General features: G+C 59.3%; 18 protein-coding genes. 11 read left to right on the top strand and 7 right to left on the bottom strand.

Annotation, left to right across the window (positions count from 1 at the left end; all coding sequences use genetic code 11):
- Positions 1-34: 34 nt before the first annotated feature.
- Together CLV74_RS01975 and CLV74_RS01970 are read right to left on the bottom strand one after the other, a co-directional pair.
- The gene (locus CLV74_RS01975; RefSeq protein WP_106262520.1) at positions 35-1858 is read right to left on the bottom strand and encodes a cation:proton antiporter; all 1824 of its coding nucleotides are present in this window, start codon (positions 1856-1858) and stop codon (positions 35-37) included.
- A 13-nt stretch (positions 1859-1871) separates the two neighbouring features.
- A complete protein-coding gene (locus tag CLV74_RS01970) occupies positions 1872-3053 on the bottom strand; it encodes a deoxyguanosinetriphosphate triphosphohydrolase (RefSeq protein WP_106262519.1) in 1182 nt (393 codons plus the stop codon).
- Positions 3054-3127: 74 nt separating this feature from the next.
- Here CLV74_RS01970 and CLV74_RS01965 point away from each other — a divergent pair, with 74 nt between their 5' ends.
- Positions 3128-3451: a HesB/IscA family protein gene (locus CLV74_RS01965; RefSeq protein ID WP_106262518.1), complete on the top strand. Its 324-nt coding sequence runs from the start codon at positions 3128-3130 to the stop codon at positions 3449-3451.
- 77 nt (positions 3452-3528) lie between these two features.
- On the opposite strand, the gene CLV74_RS01960 is transcribed toward CLV74_RS01965, so the two are convergent.
- Positions 3529-4536: a DUF6902 family protein gene (locus CLV74_RS01960; RefSeq protein WP_146134888.1), complete on the bottom strand. Its 1008-nt coding sequence runs from the start codon at positions 4534-4536 to the stop codon at positions 3529-3531.
- A 358-nt stretch (positions 4537-4894) separates the two neighbouring features.
- Here CLV74_RS01960 and xth point away from each other — a divergent pair, with 358 nt between their 5' ends.
- Positions 4895-5677: an exodeoxyribonuclease III gene (gene xth / locus CLV74_RS01955; RefSeq protein ID WP_106262516.1), complete on the top strand. Its 783-nt coding sequence runs from the start codon at positions 4895-4897 to the stop codon at positions 5675-5677.
- Between the two features lie 25 nt (positions 5678-5702).
- Here the strand turns inward: xth and CLV74_RS01950 are convergent, their stop codons facing one another.
- Positions 5703-6887 carry an FAD-dependent monooxygenase gene (locus CLV74_RS01950; protein WP_106262515.1) on the bottom strand — a complete coding sequence of 395 codons (1185 nt, stop codon included), beginning with the start codon at positions 6885-6887 and terminating at the stop codon, positions 5703-5705.
- Between the two features lie 80 nt (positions 6888-6967).
- A complete protein-coding gene (dksA, locus tag CLV74_RS01945) occupies positions 6968-7441 on the bottom strand; it encodes an RNA polymerase-binding protein DksA (protein ID WP_106262514.1) in 474 nt (157 codons plus the stop codon).
- 131 nt (positions 7442-7572) lie between these two features.
- Here dksA and CLV74_RS01940 point away from each other — a divergent pair, with 131 nt between their 5' ends.
- The 8 genes from CLV74_RS01940 to CLV74_RS01905 all read left to right on the top strand — a co-directional run bounded on the left by CLV74_RS01940 (position 7573) and on the right by CLV74_RS01905 (position 13669).
- The gene (locus tag CLV74_RS01940) at positions 7573-8415 is read left to right on the top strand and encodes an AAA family ATPase (RefSeq protein ID WP_106262513.1); all 843 of its coding nucleotides are present in this window, start codon (positions 7573-7575) and stop codon (positions 8413-8415) included.
- 216 nt (positions 8416-8631) lie between these two features.
- Positions 8632-9987 (top strand): DUF2927 domain-containing protein, encoded by a 1356-nt coding sequence (locus CLV74_RS01935; RefSeq protein ID WP_106262625.1) that lies wholly within the window; start codon positions 8632-8634, stop codon positions 9985-9987.
- 47 nt (positions 9988-10034) lie between these two features.
- Positions 10035-10205 carry an apolipoprotein acyltransferase gene (locus CLV74_RS01930; protein WP_106262512.1) on the top strand — a complete coding sequence of 57 codons (171 nt, stop codon included), beginning with the start codon at positions 10035-10037 and terminating at the stop codon, positions 10203-10205.
- Positions 10206-10208: 3 nt separating this feature from the next.
- Complete coding sequence (locus tag CLV74_RS01925; protein ID WP_106262511.1) at positions 10209-11393, top strand: vWA domain-containing protein; 1185 nt, start codon at positions 10209-10211, stop codon at positions 11391-11393.
- Positions 11390-11755 (top strand): hypothetical protein, encoded by a 366-nt coding sequence (locus CLV74_RS01920; RefSeq protein WP_106262510.1) that lies wholly within the window; start codon positions 11390-11392, stop codon positions 11753-11755. The genes CLV74_RS01925 and CLV74_RS01920 overlap by 4 nt, the downstream gene beginning before the upstream one ends.
- Positions 11748-12350 carry a DedA family protein gene (locus CLV74_RS01915; protein ID WP_106262509.1) on the top strand — a complete coding sequence of 201 codons (603 nt, stop codon included), beginning with the start codon at positions 11748-11750 and terminating at the stop codon, positions 12348-12350. Before CLV74_RS01920 ends, CLV74_RS01915 begins: the two co-directional genes overlap by 8 nt.
- Before the next feature lie 69 nt (positions 12351-12419).
- A complete protein-coding gene (locus CLV74_RS01910; protein ID WP_106262508.1) occupies positions 12420-12851 on the top strand; it encodes an OsmC family protein in 432 nt (143 codons plus the stop codon).
- 134 nt (positions 12852-12985) lie between these two features.
- On the top strand, positions 12986-13669 hold the full coding sequence (locus CLV74_RS01905) for a M48 family metallopeptidase (RefSeq protein ID WP_106262507.1): 684 nt from the start codon (positions 12986-12988) through the stop codon (positions 13667-13669).
- Here CLV74_RS01905 and CLV74_RS01900 read toward each other — a convergent pair.
- On the bottom strand, positions 13666-14205 hold the full coding sequence (locus tag CLV74_RS01900; protein WP_106262506.1) for an RSP_2648 family PIN domain-containing protein: 540 nt from the start codon (positions 14203-14205) through the stop codon (positions 13666-13668). The two genes, CLV74_RS01905 and CLV74_RS01900, sit on opposite strands and share 4 nt — an antisense overlap.
- Positions 14202-15395, bottom strand: a complete 1194-nt coding sequence (locus tag CLV74_RS01895) for an RSP_2647 family RNA methyltransferase (RefSeq protein ID WP_106262505.1) — start codon at positions 15393-15395, stop codon at positions 14202-14204. Before CLV74_RS01895 ends, CLV74_RS01900 begins: the two co-directional genes overlap by 4 nt.
- Before the next feature lie 130 nt (positions 15396-15525).
- Here CLV74_RS01895 and edd point away from each other — a divergent pair, with 130 nt between their 5' ends.
- Positions 15526-17331 (top strand): phosphogluconate dehydratase, encoded by a 1806-nt coding sequence (edd, locus tag CLV74_RS01890; RefSeq protein ID WP_106262504.1) that lies wholly within the window; start codon positions 15526-15528, stop codon positions 17329-17331.
- Positions 17332-17478 lie beyond the last annotated feature (147 nt).

The raw sequence follows: 17478 nt of genomic DNA, 5'->3' as shown, positions 1-17478 counted from the left end.
TTGGAGACGGGATGTATCAGGCCCATGCCCCGCGTCAATCCCGCGTGTCAGCTTCCTGTTTCGGTGGCAGCATCGCGATCACCGACCAACCGGCCTTGGCACGGGGCGGATGGTCTGGCCCGATCAGGCGGATATCGCCCTTTTCCGACAGTTCGATCAAGGGGATGCCCTCTGGTCGATCGGCGTGCCACTGTTCTAGACCGTAGTCGTCGGTCAGAGTGGTCATGCCAAAGCGCCAGTTCTGCAAGATCAGGCTGCTAAGTTGCAGATAGCTTTGCCCGTCGCCCAGTTCGCGCCCGCCAAGGGTGGCGGGCAGAGCGTGACGCGCGCGCTCTTCCTTGACGCGGGTCAGCTGCCAGACGTTGTCGCGGCCGAACTCTGGCGCAAGGTCAGTCGCGACCAGCGTGTTATAGGCGTCGTTGTCCGTGGCGCAGATGACTTTTTCGTACTGCACCATGTCTACCTGCTGGTGGGCGGTCTCGGACAGGATGTCACCGTAGTAGATCGGAACCCCTGCCTCTCGCGCACCGCGCAGGCGGGCACGGTTGGGGTCCATGATCAGCGTCGGGATTTTAGCCTCTTGCAGGGTCTTGGCCAAACCGACCCCCCAACTAGAGCCGCCCACGATGATCACCCCCGGCTGCCCCGTGGCCGTCAGTCCCATAAACCGCGCAAAAGGTGCCAGCGTGAAGCCGTGCAACACCACGGATGCCGCCACCAAGGCAAAGGCCAGCGACGGAATTTGCGCCGCATCCTCATAGCCAAGGCCAACCAGCCGTTCACCAAAAAGGCCAGCAACCGCCACTAGCACCACGCCGCGCGGACCAGTCAGCGCCACCAACCAACGTTCGGCCCAAGGCACATCCGTCCCCAGAAGCGAAATCAGAACCGTAATGGGACGCGCCAAAAGAATCACCGAGACGACGAACAGCAGGGTTCTGAAATCCAGAGCCATCAGCGTCTCGCGGTCCATATTGGCCGCCAGCAGGATGAACACGCCCGAGACCAACAGCACGGTGGCGTGCTCCTTGAAACGGCGCATCTCGGTGTAACTGGGCAGTTCCTGATTGGCGATGTAGACGCCCATGACCGTTACTGCCAACAAACCGCTTTCATGCAGCACATAGTCCGAAACCGCGAAAACGCCCAAGACAACGGTGAACAGCACCGGCACCTTCATATACTCGGGCACTTTCCCGTTGATGAAACTGTAGGTGATCAGCCATCCGGCAAAACCGCCCAAAACGCTGGCGGTGAGGACACCGATGGCAAACTCGACCGCCGCTTCGCCGGGGGTCTGCGTGTCAGCGGTGACCAGCACCACCGTATAGGCCAGTACCGCCGCCAGTGCGCCGACGGGATCGTTCAGGATCGCTTCCCACTGCAACAGCTTGGCGGGACGGCTTTTCAAACGGGCCTGCCGCAGCAGCGGAGCAATAACAGTCGGGCCAGTGACAACCATGATGCCGCCGAATACAGCCGAGGACGCCCACCCGAGGCCCGCCGCATAGTGCAGTGTCAGTGCCGAGGTCAGCCAACCCACCGGCGCACCGATCACCACAAGGCGACGGACGCCTTGGGTCGCTTCGCGCAAGGAATGGAAATCTAGGGTCAGCCCCCCTTCAAACAGGATGATGGCCACAGCTATGCTGACCATGGGCTTCATCAGCGGGCCGATGTCTGTTTGCGGATCAAAAAGACCAAGACCGGGACCGACAGCCAAACCCGCCAGCAGCATCAGAACAATCGCGGGCATCCGCAGACGCCACGCCAACCACTGGCTGCCCACACCCAATGCGCCCACCAGCGCAAACGCGGTCACGGGCCCAAGGCCCGCCACTTCACCAGCTACAGCCATTATTTACCGCCCCTTAACGCTGTGCAGGTCCGTGCAGGCCACCAAGGCCCGTCCCGCCGCACAGTCTTTGATGTTCCAACAGAGCAAACCGGTCGGTCATGCCTGCCACATAATCAGCGATGCTCCGCGCGATCTCGACCTCGCCCTCTGACGAGACCAACGCCATTCGGGCCTGCCAGTTCCCAGGCAAAAGCGAGCGATCGGAAAGATAAATCTGAAACAGGTCTTTTACAACCTGTGTCACATGCTTGCGAACCTCGACCACCGACGGAGCGCGGTACATGCGGGTGAACAGGAACTTGCGGATCACCGCCAACTGGCTATGCACATCACGCGAAAAGACCACCACCGGCTTGCCTAAATGGCGTAGATCGGCAGCGGTTTCCGCCCCGCTGGCCTCCAGATTGGCGCGGGACTGGTCGATCACATCGCCCACCATGAAACCAAAGACACGGCGCAGCGCCTCGTACCGGCGGCGGCGCGCCTCAAGTCCCGAATATTTGCGATCAACCTCAGCGTAGGCTTCGCTGACCATAGGCAGTTCGGCCACTTCTTCTTCGGTGAATAGACCTGCCCGCAGGCCGTCCTGAAGATCGTGGTTGTTATAAGCCACATCGTCCGCAAGAGCAGCCACCTGCGCCTCGGCGCTGGCGTGGGTCAGCAATTCCAGATCGTGGCGCTGGTTGTATTCGGACAGAGCATAGGGCAGCGGCGGCTTTACCGGCCCGTTGTGCTTGGCGATCCCTTCCAGCGTTTCCCACGTCAGGTTCAGACCGTCGAAATCCGCGTAGTGGGTTTCCAACTGGGTCACGATCCGGATCGCCTGCGCGTTGTGATCAAAGCCGCCGTAAGGGGCCATCAGTTCCGCCAGCGCATCCTCACCGGTATGGCCAAAGGGGGTGTGCCCCAGATCATGGGCCAGCGCGACCGCCTCGGTCAGTTCCTGATTCAGGCCCAAAGCGCCTGCGATGGTGCGGCCCACCTGCCCCACTTCCAATGAATGGGTCAGCCGCGTGCGGTAGTAATCGCCCTCATGTTCGACGAAAACCTGTGTCTTGTGTTTCAAACGCCGGAATGCGCTGGAATGCAGAATGCGGTCGCGATCCCGTTGAAAACACGAACGGAAAGTACTGCCTTCTTCCGGATAAAGCCTGCCACGGCTTTGGTCCGGATCACATGCGTAGGGTGCGGTCATGCCCCCTCCTTGTCGCCTTGTCCCAAGGCACATATATTCGGTTTAGGCAAAAGACGAAACACCGGAGATGATTGATGAATCTGCCCCCAAAGGTCACACCCCGCGCATTTGAGCGCCTGACCGAGATCGGCGCAGCCGCATCGGGAAAGGCCCTGCGGGTCGCTGTTGAAGGCGGCGGCTGCTCCGGTTTCCAGTACGAGATCAAACTGGACGACCCCGCCACCGACGATCTGGTTCTGGAAGGCGCCGGAGAGAAAGTGGTTGTGGACAGCACATCGCTGCCGTTTCTGGCAGGCGCCACGATCGATTTCACCGAAGAGCTGATCGGCGCACGCTTTGTGATCGATAACCCGAATGCCAGCAGCAGCTGCGGCTGCGGCACCAGCTTTTCGATGTAACTCACTGGCAACCCAAACAAAAAGGCCGCCCCTGCGATCTGCACGGGCGGCCTTTTTCTATTCCATGAAGACTGATGTCAGAACTGCTCGAACGGGCGGGCAAAGACCTCAAAGAAAGCCTCAAACCCAGCGGTGCGCGAAGTGCGCAGCAGCAGTCGGGTTTCTTCTTCACCCAGATGACCGAACAGCATGGCCTGCATGTCAGCCCATTCGCCCGAACGCTTGGTCGAGATCTCGGCCAGTGCAGCCTCAATCTGGGGCAGCGCGTTCAACGGAGGCGTATCACAGATGAACCACGCACCGGTTTGATCCGACACGCGGGCAAATGCAGGACGGCCAGCCGCCGACAGCATCCAGTTCGCAGCGACAAAGCCTTCAAAGCAATCAGCATCGTGGGGCTGAGGCTCATCAGTGACGGTCAGCGCATCCAGATAAGCGGTGACCAGTGCCTCCCACTCTTGCGGCGGGGCAAGGCGGACAAAGCGATGGGCCACGCAGATCAGCGCCAACGTTTCGATGTCGCCGGACAGCAGCGCATAGAACCCTGCATTGCGCAGACTATAGCGCACCGCACCGGGCAGGATCACCGGCAGCCGACCGAAATCGGTCAGGTACCCAAGGGCACGGAACAGTTCGCGGCCACGGGGCGATTGGGCAAACAGATCCGCGCGTGCGATATAATTCTGCACGCGGTTCTGCATCTCTTTCTCGGCGCTGTAGGGCAGCGCACGGCGTCCACGGCGAGCCATCAGCCAAGAGGCTTCAAGACGATCGATGTCGTTCATCTCGCCCGTCGGCAGATCGCGCGAGAGGATCCAGTTCATCATCCCATCGGCTTCTGCATCGGCACCGGTCAGCTCTTCAAAGCTAAGCGCAAGCGACAGGTAGTCCTTGTACGCTTGCGGGTTCAGCTGCAGCCGACCCGCGAGAGATTGATAGTAAGACGTAAAAATCCCGTCATCGCTGATGACATTATGCTGCTGGGACGTTTCCAGCATCTGCATCAGGAACGACGACTCGGTTAGCCACTGCTGCGATCCGACAGAATGACGATCGCGCAACATTGTCTCGAGGAAGCCAGTCAAACGACTCACCCCGCCCCGAGGAGCAAAGAAATACACAACATTTGAACTCGCACTTTTCGGACTAATCGCCTGTACGCGCTGGGAGGCCCGCATCACGCACTCCATTACCTAAAAAAAATTAACCTACGAAATCGCCCCCAAGCCAAAACGAACCGGAAGGCATCTAAAATAGGCCATAATCTTGCCACATCAGGATACTCACCAAAATCGGTGGCCCGTGCAACCTAAAGATTAATTCGCCGTTAATAATCTCGTTATTCACGAATACCTGACCTTGCACCCGAAACCTGACCTGCCGCGGGGTTGCCACATTTCACCCGATGGGCAATATCCGGTTGAGAGGCGACAGGAGAGTGTGATGCAAATTGTGACTTACAACATCAACGGCGTAAAAGCGCGGATCGAAACTCTGCTGACATGGCTGAAAGAGTCCTCGCCGGATGTGGTTGCGGTGCAGGAAATCAAGTCCGTGGATGAGGCCTTCCCGCGTGAGTTGATCGAGGATCTGGGTTACCGGGTCGAGACCCACGGCCAGAAAAGTTTCAACGGTGTGGCCCTGATTTCCAAGCTACCGCTTGAGGATATCCGCCGTGGTTTACCCGGTGATGACAGCGACGAACAGGCCCGCTGGATTGAGGCAACCGTGATCGGGGACAAGCACCCCGTCCGCCTGTGCGGCCTGTATTTGCCCAACGGAAACCCCGTTCCGGGTCCGAAATACGACTATAAACTGGCTTGGATGGAAAGAATGTGCCGTCATGCAGCGGAATTGTTGCGCGACGAGATGCCAGTGGTCATGGCGGGCGATTACAACATTATCCCCCAAGACGAAGACGCCGCCCGCCCCGAAGCATGGCAGAAAGACGCGCTGGCGCTACCCGAAAGCCGCGCCGCATTCCGCCGGATTCTGGATCTTGGCTTTACCGAAGCCTTCCGCGCCCGCACCCACGGCGGCGGCCATTACAGCTTTTGGGATTATCAGGCAGGCGCGTGGCAGCGGAACGACGGCATCCGCATCGACCACTTTCTGCTGAGCCCCGAGGCGGCCGACTTGTTGACCGATTGCCGGATCGAGGCCGAGGTACGCGGCCGCGAAAAACCCTCGGACCACGTTCCTGTGTGGCTAACTCTGGACGCATGAGGCCCGCGAATCTGAGTTTTTCCCGTCAGGCTTTAATAGGCTGACGGGTCACATCGTATTCGTAGAGCCAATCAAAACTGCCCACCATTTGTGCAGGCATGAGACGGCTAAAGAGTCCCATTCCGATATGTGCCCCGAACCGAAGCGGTTTGGACGCCAAATGGTATTTCCACGCGTTGCCATTTGCGGCCTCGATGATTCGATTTACGCGGGGTGCGCGAATCGATTGATAGGCATCGAATGCCTCGGCCTCGGTGGCGTAGGATTCGAGGCAGCGCAGAAGAATGTGCGAATCCTCCAGCGCCATATTCGCCCCCTGCGCCAGAAACGGCAGCGTAGGATGGGCGGCGTCGCCCAATAGGACCGCCTGACCATTGTGCCAGTTCGGCGCAATCCGGTGACGGAACAGACCCCACAGGTGAACCTGCTGAACCTGATCCAACATCTGCCGCACCTCGGGGTGGAACTGGTGGAAGGTGGCACGAAGATGGGCGGGATCGTCTTCAAAGTTCCAGCCCTCGCTGGCCCAAGCGGCGCGTTCTTTCACCGCGACGATGTTCAGACTGTTGCCATCCCGCAGCGGATAGCAGACCAGATGGCGTTGTGGCCCCATATAGACCCGTGCCTCAGGCCCCTGCCCGATCACGTTCGGCACAATCGCCCGCCACGCAACCTGCCCTGTGAAAAACGGAGCCTCGGTCCCGTTCAGCGCCTGACGGATCACCGATTTGACCCCATCCGCGCCGATAACAACATCCGCATGGATCACCGTCCCGCAGGTCATGACCAGCTTTTGGCTCGGGCCGTCCTCATAGCGGGCCACTTGCTGCAACAGACGCACCTTCGCCCCTGCGGCCCGTGCCGCGCGGGCCAGCACGTCAATCAAATCGGCCCGATGGACCAGCAGATAGGACGAGCCCGAGGCGTATTTCTGAAGATCCAGCCGCGCCACAGTTGGCCCGCGGCGATAATCCCGCAGGACAACCGCCTTCGCCTTCTGGCTGAGCGCCGCTAATTCGTCCGCCACACCTAGAGATTGCAGCACCTTCAGACCGTTGGGCGATATTTGAAGACCCGCACCGACTTCGGTGATGGCTTCGGCCTGCTCCAGAACGGTAACATCCGCCCCCCTCTGCAGCAGCCCCAAGGCCATAGCCATACCAGCGATACCGCCACCGGCCACCACGAATTTCTTTTGCAGCACAGACATCAATTGCGTCCTTCAGAAATAAAAAACGCCAGACCATAGGGGTCCGGCGCCTTTATCAATTTCGGTCTACAGCCACCGGATCAATCGTCACGGTGGACTTTTTCACGGCGCTCGTGACGCTCTTGCGCCTCAAGGCTCATGGTGGCGATCGGACGTGCGTCCAGACGCTTGAGAGAGATCGGCTCGCCCGTCACTTCGCAGTAACCGTATTCGCCGTTTTCGATCCGGCGCAGGGCCGATTCAATCTTGGCGACCAGCTTGCGCTGACGGTCACGGGTGCGCAGTTCCAAGGCGCGATCGGTTTCTTCACTGGCGCGATCGGTCAGATCAGGAATGTTACGCGTGCTACCTTGCAAGGTTTCGATCGTCTCGCGGCTGTCTTCGAGAATCTCGTTCTTCCACGTGACCAACTTGCGCCGGAAATATTCCAGCTGGCGATCATTCATGAACGGCTCGTCTTCAGCCGGCTGATAATCGTCAGGCAGAAAAGACTCTGCTTTCATCTCCGCTCCCTCAATGTAGCCCTCGTCTGAGGTGCTTGAATTATCAGACATATGGGCCCCCTTTCCGTGCATGCAATTAGCCTACCAATCCGCCCTTGTCACTACACAATACAGACCGCGTTGCTACCCGATTGCTTTCTGATAGCTTCAGTCACGATTGAGGAAAGATTAGGAAAATACTGATGAAATTCACCTCGACCGACAAATATGTCGCGCCGCCCGACCTGACAATTGCAGTAAACGCAGCAGTTACATTGCAAAGACCACTTCTTGTGAAAGGAGAGCCCGGTACAGGCAAAACCGAGCTGGCCCGTCAGGTTGCTGACTCTTTGGGCCTTCCGATGCTGGAATGGTCTATCAAATCGACAACACGCGCTCAGCAGGGCCTTTATGAATATGACGCCGTGTCCCGCCTACGCGACTCGCAACTGGGCGATCCGCGCGTTGAAGACGTCGGGAATTACATCCGCAAAGGGAAACTCTGGCAGGCTTTTGACGCGGACCAGCGCGTTGTTTTGCTGATCGACGAGATCGACAAGGCGGATATCGAATTCCCGAACGATCTGCTTCAGGAACTCGATAAAATGGAGTTCTTCGTCTACGAGACCGGCCAGACAATCAGGGCGAAACAAAGGCCCATCGTCATAATTACGTCCAACAATGAGAAGGAATTACCTGACGCCTTCCTGCGCCGGTGCTTCTTTCACTACATTACTTTCCCCGATGCGGAAACAATGCGTAAGATCGTGGATGTCCATTTTCCGGGCATCAAATCGTCTCTGCTGACCGAGGCCCTGACCCAGTTCTACCAAATCCGCGAGACCCCCGGTTTGAAGAAAAAACCATCTACTTCCGAAGTGTTGGACTGGCTCAAGCTGCTTTTGGCCGAAGATCTCGGACCCGAGGATCTGCGCCGCGACGGCAAAAGCGCCCTGCCCAAAATGCATGGTGCGCTTCTGAAGAACGAACAGGACGTTCACCTATTTGAAAGGCTGGCTTTTATGTTAAAAGGGAAACAACAGTAATGTAGCCTTACAAATTTCCTAATCTTAGCATGATGTGGCCCGCTTCCTGAAACACACCTAAGTCAGCAACAAAATAAGGACTGCTGACGTGTTTCTTAACGATTTCCGCCCCCGCGCCGGACTGGTGCAAGGCAGAGCAAAGCGGGCCCCACAACCTAAGAATGATTCGGACGAAGCAGGAATTTACGGGCGCAGTAGCTTTGCGGGTGCCGTATGATGTTTCGACCTTTGCTCTTGTCTGCCCTCCTGTTCCTAGGGGCTTGTGGCGCAAGCATTCCTGATCAAAACACTGCTTCCCGTGCATTTTCTGCTGCGCCGGACATGCCACAGATGCGCGTTTTCTCGCATCCGCAGGCCACGCCTGCCTCGCGATCGAACACCGAAATTGCCCGCGATTTTCTGGATCTGACCTTCCGTATGGAAAGCGGACGCCACCTTAAGGCGATGACCCGCTTTGAAGGGCCGATCAGTGTGACGGTAAAGGGCGACCCCTCAAGCACGCTGGTTCCCGATCTGGAACGTCTGCTGCTGCGACTTCGAAATGAGGCCCACCTGAATATCAACAGAACTTACGAACCTGACGCCAGCATCACCGTCATGGCTGTAAGACGTTCTGACATTCAAAAGGCGATCCCTTCGGCGGCGTGTTTTGTGGCCCCGAATGTAAGTTCTATTGCCGAATACCGCCTGACCCGCCGGACCAAAATCACCGATTGGGGCAGCCTGGACACGCGACGCAAGATTACAATTTTCGTCCCGAACGACACCAGTCCGCAAGAGACCCGCGACTGTCTGCACGAAGAGTTGGCGCAGGCGCTGGGGCCGCTCAATGACCTCTACCGTTTGCCCGACAGCATCTTTAACGATGACAACATCCATACAGTGCTGACCGGCTTTGACATGCTGGTGCTGCGCACAACCTATGCGCCAGAGCTGTCCAGCGGCATGACGCGCACGCAGGTCGCATCCAGGTTACCCGGCATTCTGGCCCGTCTGAACCCTGCGGGCGAAAAGGCTCCTGGCCCCAACCTGCCCTACACCCCTGATGAGTGGAAACGCGAGATGATCGCCGCACTGGGTGTTGGCACACCGATGGCGCAACGTCTTCCCGCCGCCGAGCGCGCGCTGCATATCGCCCAACTGTACGGGCTGAACGATGTGCGCATGGGCTTTACGTGGTTCTCGATCGGGCGGCTGGCCCAGCGGACCGACCTAGATATGGCGATGAAGGCCTATATGAACGCGGACCAGTATTTCGCTGCCAACGCTGGCACTGAACTGCACCGCGCCCATGTGGCCAGTCAGGTTGCCGCACTGGCGCTGCGGCAGGACAATCCCATGCTGGCCCTGCAATATATCGAGGCCAACCTGCCCACCGCCAATCGCGCAGAAAACGCCGCGCTGCTGTCAGCCCTGATGCTGCTGCGCTCGGAAGCGCTTAAGCAGGCCGGCATGGCCACTGACGCCCGCAGCGCACGGGTGGACAGTCTGGCGTGGGCGCGGTACGGCTTTGGCTCAGAGCGGGAAACCCGCCAGAGACTGCGTGCCATGACGGGTTTCAGCCCGCTTTGATCACCACAGTGTCGGGCCCCGCGTAACGACATGCGAAGGGGCCTGATATGCTGCTAGTGCTGGGTTTTGTCATTTTCGGTGCGGCCATCGGCGGCCTAAAAGCCAAGCGCGGCAAAGGCACAACTGCCGACAAGCTGCACTATATCGCAACCTACGGGGTGATTTTCGCGCTCCTTGGTGTCATCGTGCAAGTCATCCTGATGCGCAACGCGATGTAACCCATGTTCCTGCCCTTCTTTGAAAGTCTGCGCAAACGCGGTGTCCCCGTCTCTTTGCGTGAATATCTGTCTTTCCTAGAAGGGATGCAGGCGGGTCTGACCACCTACGACATCGAAGCCTTCTACTATTTCGCCCGCACCGTCATGGTGAAGGACGAACGCCATCTGGATCGCTTTGACCAAGCCTTTTCCGAAAGCTTCAAGGGGATCGAGAATATCCCCAATGATGCTGTTCTAGATGCGCTGGAATTGCCGGAAGACTGGCTGCGCAAGATGGCTGAAAAGCACCTGACCGAAGAGGAAAAGGCCGCGATCGAAGCGATGGGCGGCTTTGACAAGCTGATGGAGACGCTGAAAAAGCGTCTTGACGAACAAAAGGGCCGCCATCAGGGGGGCAACAAATGGGTCGGAACGGCGGGCACCTCGCCCTTCGGGGCCTATGGCTATAACCCCGAAGGCATCCGCATCGGCCAGCACGAAAGCCGCCATCGCCGCGCGGTCAAAGTCTGGGATAAACGCGAATTCCGCAATCTGGACGACTCGGTCGAACTAGGCACCCGCAACATCAAGGTCGCTATGAAGCGCCTGCGCAAATGGGCCCGCGACGGCGCCCATGAAGAGCTGGATCTGGACGGTACCATCCGCGCAACCGCCGAACACGGCTATCTGGACGTCAAAACCCGACCCGAGCGGCGCAATGCCGTGAAGGTCGTGCTGTTTCTGGACGTCGGCGGGTCCATGGACGACCACGTGAAGGTGGTGCAGGAGCTGTTCTCGGCGGCGCGGGTCGAGTTCAAGCATCTGGAATACTACTACTTCCACAACTGCCTCTATGAAGGGGTCTGGCGCGACAATGCCCGCCGCTGGAACCAACAGATCCCGACGTATGAAGTGCTGAACACCTACGGGCCGGACTACAAATGCATCTTTGTCGGCGACGCCAGCATGTCCCCCTATGAGATTGCCATTCCCGGTGGCGCGAACGAGCATTGGAACGAAGAGGCCGGACAGGTCTGGTTGCAGCGGGCTCGCCACCACTGGCCCAACCATCTGTGGATCAATCCGGTGCCGGAAAACTACTGGCCCTACACCCAGTCGATCCAGATGATCCGTCAGATTTTCGAAGACCGGATGGTTCCCATGACCCTTGAAGGGATCGAGCGCGGCATGAAAGAGCTTGGCCGATGAAACGCGCTTTGACGGTCTGGAAACGGCACCCCTTGGCGACTGCGGTCTTTGTGGGGCTGCTGGCGTTGGTGATTTTCTTCGGCTGGCGCACCTTTCACAAAGCACGGGATTTCTGGGATCACCCGATAGCCGAAAACCAGCCCATCCAAGGCTGGATGACACCGCGCTATGTGGCCGAAAGCTGGCACATCGACAAACCCGACATGTTTCAGATCATGCATGAACTGACCGACATGCCGCCCCCCGATGGCAAGCCGCAGCCTCTTGACGGCATCGCCACCGCCGCGGGCATCCCGCCGCAAGAACTGATCGAAAATCTGACTGCTGCCCTTCAGGACTACCAGAGCGGCAAGCATGACTGAGTATCTCTTCGGCCTCGTCACCGACTATGGCGTCTGGGTGATCTTTGCCTCAACCTTTTTGTCGTGTCTGCTGGTGCCGATGCCAAGCTCGCTCATGATGCTGGCCAGCGGCGCGATGGCGGCAGTTGGTGACATGGTGCTGTGGCAAGTCGCGGCCAGCGCCTTCGCCGGTGCTGTGCTTGGGGATCAAAGCGGCTATCAGATCGGTCGCCGTGCAGGTGCGGGCCTGCACCGGCTGACAAAAGGCAGCCATAGCCGCCAGCAATTGCTGGAGCGTGCGCACACCACAGTCGACAAGCATGGCGGGATCGGCGTGTTCCTCAGCACATGGCTGTTCGCGCCTTTGGGGCCTTGGGTGAACATGGTCGCGGGCGCAACACGCCTGTCTTGGCCCCGCTTCACCCTGTGGGACACCCTGGGCGAGACGATTTGGGTCACGATCTATGTGGGTCTGGGTTTCGCCTTCTCGACCAGCTTTAGCGCGGTCGGCGAGATCCTGAGCAACGCCATTGGTTTTGTCACCTCGCTCGCGGCGGCGATTGCACTGGGGGCTTGGTTGCTGCATCGGGCCAAACGGGCGAAAAAGCACACATAGCGGGAACCTTTCCGCCCGCCCTGCATTGTCTTTGCGCAACGCGAAGACACGACAGGACGGAGACGACCAATGATCAACAAAAAAGGTTCGGCCCATTGGGAGGGCAGCTTGGAAGAAGGCAAGGGTACGGTCTCGACCGAATCCGGCGCGCTTTCGCAGCAACCCTACGGCTTTAACACCCGCTTTGAAGACAAGGTCGGCACCAACCCCGAAGAGATCATTGGCGCGGCGCACGCAGCCTGCTTTTCCATGGCTCTGTCGATGATCCTTGGCGAAGATACGCCTGACGCCATCGATACCACAGCAACGGTTAGCATGGACAAAGATGGCGATGGTTTTGCCGTCAAGAAAATCCATCTGGATGTGACAGCCAAGGTCCTCGGCATTTCCGAGGACACCTTCCAAGAGGCCGCCCGCACCGCCAAGGAAAACTGCCCGATTTCGCGCCTTCTCATGGGCGGCACCGCAGAGATCACGATGGATGCCAAACTCATCAGCTAGCAATCACCAGTGCCTCATAAGTTCGAGTAAATCCGCAGGGCCTCCCCCGCCCGCCCTGCATAACGAAGCGTCCGGCCCACTCCTCCCTTGGCCGGACGCTTTTCTTTTTGCGTGAAAGACCCCATCTTTCACTCATGTTGAAATTCACGCCCCTTCTGCTTGCGATCCTATACGGGCTGGTCATGTACCAGTTCAGTGCTTGGCGCACCCGTAAGGAACTGGATGCCCGCTCGACCGAACTGGCAGATCCTGATCTGAATAAACTGACCGACCGTATGGCCGCCGCTTTGGAACTGCCGCGCATCCGCGTACACATCTACGAAGTCGAGCCTGTAAACGGTCTGGCCGCCCCCGACGGGCGGATTTTCATCACGCGGGGGTTCTTCCAGCGCTACCGCGCCGGTGAGGTCAGTGCGGAAGAAATGGCCAGCGTGATCGCCCATGAATTGGGCCATGTGGCGCTGGGACATACCCGCAAACGGATGATCGATTTTTCCGGCCAGAACGCCATGCGCACAGCGCTTGCGCTGATCCTCAGCCGGTTCTTGCCCGGGATCGGGGTCTGGATTGCGAACACCCTGACCAGCCTTGTGGCCGCGCGTCTGTCGCGCAATGACGAATATGAAGCGGACGCCTATGCCTCGGCCCTGCTGATGAAAGCGGGAATCGGGGTCGAGCCGCAAAAGACCCTGTTCCGTAAACTAGACGCTCTGACCCAAAGCCGCGGTGGGGTCACGCCGGCATGGCTCATGAGCCACCCGAAGACCGACGATCGCATCAAAGCGATTGAGGCGAACCAACTGCGCTGGAAGGCTTAACCCAGCCGTTTCCCAAGCCTTGGCATCCGCGCCTTTTTCATAAGGGCGCGAGTTTCGCGGGGGGCGTCGTCCATCGCCTCTGCGGTAGCGCGGACCTTTTCGACAACAGCGCCCACCTGATCGGGGGCGCGGTCGTGCAGCATCATCATGAATTGATCCGCATCCAGACGCTCCAGCCCTTCTTCGGTCAGAGTGTGACGAGGAAAGTCTTTGGCATTCAGGGTCACCAGCACATCGGCGTGCCCTTTGATCGCCGCTGCCAACACATGCAGATCGTCCATGTCCGGCAAATAAAGACGGGCTTCAATCGGCTCATACCCCTGCACGGCGGATTTGGGAAATGCGGCCCGTAACAGGGCGATCTGTGCCTCAGCCTGCATCGCCTCAACGGGACCGAAACGGGCTGCAGCCCGACGCCACTCTTCCAGCAGGCGGTCGGACCACAGAGGTTCATAAAGGCCCGCCTGCGCCGCCCCGATCAGCACTTCGCGCATCACGGTCGGGAACAGCACGCAGGCGTCCAAAAGCACCTTCATACGCGGTAGAACAGCGCTTTGAGATAGCCACTTTCGGCCAGTTGCGGCAGTAGCGGATGATCCGCGCCCGCATAGCCCGTGTAGACCAGCTGGCCATAGCGCCCTGCCCGTCCGATGCCACGGGTACAAGCCCCGCGGAACCGCGTCAGGTCCGCCGCATGGGAACAGGAGCACAGACCCAGATAGCCGCCCTCTTTTACCAACGGCGTTGCAAGACGGGCGATACGTTCATAGGCCCGCAAACCAGCCTCAAGCGCCTGTTTCGAGGGCGCAAAGGCGGGCGGATCACAGATCACCACATCAAACATCTCGCCTTCTTCGCGCAGAGCTTCCAGCACATCAAAGGCATCGCCCTTGCGGGTGGCGAAACGGTCGGCACAGCCCGACGCGGCTGCGCCGGCCTCGGCCAGTTCCAACGCTGCAGCCGAGCCGTCCACCGACAGAGCCGACGCCGCGCCGCCTGCCAGCATCGCCAGACCAAAGCCGCCAACGTGGCTGAACACGTCCAGCACCTTGGCATCCTTCGCCAGACCTTTGGCAAAAGCATGGTTGGGTCGCTGGTCGTAGAAGATACCGGTCTTTTGACCGCCCATGACGTCGGCCATGTAGACCGCACCGTTCATTGGCACCTGCAAGGCCGCCTTAGGCGCCGCGCCGATGGCAACCACGGTTTCCTCATCCAGACCTTCAAGGCTACGCGCCCGTCCGGTGCCGTTCTTGATCACGGTAGAGACGCCGGTGACCTTCACCAGCGCTGCCGCCAGTATGTCAAAGCGCACCTCGGCCCAAGCCGCGTTTGGCTGCACCACTGCCACATCGCCGAAACGGTCGATGACTACACCGGGCAGACCGTCAGCCTCGGCGTGCACCAGACGGTAATAGGGCTGGTCGAACAGGCGTTCGCGGTGGGCCAGCGCGTGGGTCAGGCGGGCCTCAAACCAGCTTTGGTCAACGACCGCGTCCAGCTGCCGGTCAATGACCCGCGCCATGATGCGCGATCCGGCGTTCACGGTGACCAATGCGATCGGGCGCCGCTCTGCGTCCTCAAGGATCGCCAAAGCACCTGCCTCGATGCCGCGTGTGCGGCGGTCTGTCACAAGCTCGTTATCATAGACCCAGGGAAAGCCGTGCCGAATGGCGCGGGCTTCGGCCTTTGGTTTCATGCGGATGGTGGGGTAATCTGTTGTCATAATGGCCCTCTATCGATCCCGACGGCGCAAGAAAAGGGAACTCTTCGACCTTTGTTATAGACCGACCCACCTTGTTAGCGCTAACTGAAGCTGCTATAGACCGCGCGACAGGACGCAAAGGAGCTACCCAATGCCCCTCAATAATACAATCCATAACGTGACCCAGCGCATCCGCGAACGCTCAAAAAACCGTCGCGATGCCTATATGGATCTGATGCGCCGCGCAGGCGAGCAAGGCCCTGCCCGCGCCCATCTGGCCTGCGGCAACCAGGCCCACGCCTACGCCGCCATGGGGCAGGACAAAGACGCACTGGCCGCTGGCCGCGCGCCCAACATCGGAATTGTGACCGCCTACAACGACATGCTGTCGGCTCACCAACCCTATGAGCGTTACCCCGAACTGATCCGCCAGACTGCCCGCCGCATCGGCGCAACCGCGCAGGTCGCAGGCGGCGTGCCCGCCATGTGTGATGGCGTGACCCAAGGCCAGACGGGAATGGAGCTGTCGCTGTTTTCCCGCGATGTGATCGCATTGGCCACCGGCGTGTCTCTCTCGCACAACACCTATGACGCAGCGCTCTATCTGGGCGTCTGTGACAAGATCGTTCCTGGCCTGATCATCGCCGCCGCCACCTTCGGCCATATCCCGGGCATCTTCCTGCCCGCGGGTCCCATGACCAGCGGCCTGCCGAACGACGAGAAAGCCAAAGTGCGCCAGAAATTCGCCACCGGCGAAGTGGGCCGCGAAGAACTGATGAAGGCCGAGATGGCCAGCTACCACGGACCTGGCACCTGCACCTTCTACGGCACCGCCAACAGCAACCAGATGCTGATGGAATTCATGGGCCTGCATCTGCCCGGTAGCTCATTCATCAATCCCAACACGCCCCTCCGTGATGCCCTGACCATCGCCGGTGTGGAACGCGCCGCCGCCATCACCGGCCTTGGCAACGCCTACACGCCGGTCTGCGACGTTCTGGACGAAAAAGCCTTTGTGAACGGCATCGTCGGCCTGATGGCCACGGGCGGCTCGACCAACCTTGTGCTGCACCTGCCCGCCATGGCCCGTGCCGCTGGTGTTGAGCTTGAGCTACAAGACTTTGACGAACTCTCCTCAGTCGTGCCGCTGATGGCAAAAGTCTATCCGAACGGTCTGGCCGACGTGAACCACTTCCACGCGGCCGGTGGCCTTGGCTACATGATTGGCGAACTTCTGGATGCAGGTCTCTTGCATGAGGACGTGCAAACCATCGCAGGGCAAGGCCTGTCGCGCTATACCGAAGAGCCGAAGCTGGATGGCGACAAGCTCACATGGGTTGCTGGATCGAAAGAGACCCAGAACGACAAAATCCTGCGCCCCGCAAATGACGCTTTCCAGAAAACCGGCGGCCTGCGGCAACTAACCGGCAACCTCGGCGCAGGCATCATGAAGGTCTCTGCCGTCGCCCCCGAACGCCATGTGATTGAAGCAAAGGCACGCGTCTTCCACGATCAAGCCGACGTCAAAGCTGCCTTCCAGCGAGGCGAGTTCACCGAAGACACCGTGGTCGTCGTCCGCTTCCAAGGCCCGCAAGCCAACGGCATGCCCGAACTTCATTCTCTGACCCCAACGCTTGCCGTTCTTCAAGATCGCGGCCTGAAAGTCGCACTGGTGACTGATGGCCGGATGTCGGGCGCTTCTGGCAAAGTGCCGTCGGCAATCCATGTCAGCCCCGAAGCGGCCCTCGGCGGCCCTCTGGCCAAACTGAAAGACGGCGACCTTCTACGCGTTGACGCAAAAAACGGCGTAATCGACTGCCTTGAAACAGACTTCGCAGATCGAGAGACTGTTACCGCCGACCTAACTCAAAATAGCGCCGGCCTTGGGCGCGAAATGTTCGAAACCTTCCGCCGCAACGTAGGTCTAGCCTCGCAAGGGGCGGCCGTCGTGGTGTAATTTTCGCCTCCGGCGGAGGTATTTTAAACCAAGATGAAACCAGAGCGCATTGCGTTATTCAACTTGGGCAAAATACCTCCGCCGGAGCGGTACCCTGTATGTGTCATGAGGGCGCATGCAGGGTCAATTGTCTTAAATCTTCTAGAA

The sequence above is a fragment of the Donghicola tyrosinivorans genome (genome assembly GCF_003003355.1).
Classification (GTDB): Bacteria; Pseudomonadota; Alphaproteobacteria; order Rhodobacterales; family Rhodobacteraceae; genus Donghicola; species Donghicola tyrosinivorans.
The sequence above is the reverse complement of the archived record's forward strand: the minus strand, read 5'-3'. Positions and strand labels throughout refer to the sequence as shown.

Bases quoted from the DNA above. Each gene is read 5' to 3' on its own strand.
- CLV74_RS01975 (WP_106262520.1), bottom strand. From the start codon at position 1,858: ATGGCTGTAGCTGGTGAAGTGGCGGGCCTTGGGCCCGTGACCGCGTTT.
- CLV74_RS01970 (WP_106262519.1), bottom strand. From the start codon at position 3,053: ATGACCGCACCCTACGCATGTGATCCGGACCAAAGCCGTGGCAGGCTT.
- CLV74_RS01965 (WP_106262518.1), top strand. From the start codon at position 3,128: ATGAATCTGCCCCCAAAGGTCACACCCCGCGCATTTGAGCGCCTGACC.
- xth (WP_106262516.1), top strand. From the start codon at position 4,895: ATGCAAATTGTGACTTACAACATCAACGGCGTAAAAGCGCGGATCGAA.
- CLV74_RS01950 (WP_106262515.1), bottom strand. From the start codon at position 6,887: ATGTCTGTGCTGCAAAAGAAATTCGTGGTGGCCGGTGGCGGTATCGCT.
- dksA (WP_106262514.1), bottom strand. From the start codon at position 7,441: ATGTCTGATAATTCAAGCACCTCAGACGAGGGCTACATTGAGGGAGCG.
- CLV74_RS01940 (WP_106262513.1), top strand. From the start codon at position 7,573: ATGAAATTCACCTCGACCGACAAATATGTCGCGCCGCCCGACCTGACA.
- CLV74_RS01935 (WP_106262625.1), top strand. From the start codon at position 8,632: ATGTTTCGACCTTTGCTCTTGTCTGCCCTCCTGTTCCTAGGGGCTTGT.
- CLV74_RS01930 (WP_106262512.1), top strand. From the start codon at position 10,035: ATGCTGCTAGTGCTGGGTTTTGTCATTTTCGGTGCGGCCATCGGCGGC.
- CLV74_RS01925 (WP_106262511.1), top strand. From the start codon at position 10,209: ATGTTCCTGCCCTTCTTTGAAAGTCTGCGCAAACGCGGTGTCCCCGTC.
- CLV74_RS01920 (WP_106262510.1), top strand. From the start codon at position 11,390: ATGAAACGCGCTTTGACGGTCTGGAAACGGCACCCCTTGGCGACTGCG.
- CLV74_RS01915 (WP_106262509.1), top strand. From the start codon at position 11,748: ATGACTGAGTATCTCTTCGGCCTCGTCACCGACTATGGCGTCTGGGTG.
- CLV74_RS01910 (WP_106262508.1), top strand. From the start codon at position 12,420: ATGATCAACAAAAAAGGTTCGGCCCATTGGGAGGGCAGCTTGGAAGAA.
- CLV74_RS01905 (WP_106262507.1), top strand. From the start codon at position 12,986: ATGTTGAAATTCACGCCCCTTCTGCTTGCGATCCTATACGGGCTGGTC.
- CLV74_RS01900 (WP_106262506.1), bottom strand. From the start codon at position 14,205: ATGAAGGTGCTTTTGGACGCCTGCGTGCTGTTCCCGACCGTGATGCGC.
- CLV74_RS01895 (WP_106262505.1), bottom strand. From the start codon at position 15,395: ATGACAACAGATTACCCCACCATCCGCATGAAACCAAAGGCCGAAGCC.
- edd (WP_106262504.1), top strand. From the start codon at position 15,526: ATGCCCCTCAATAATACAATCCATAACGTGACCCAGCGCATCCGCGAA.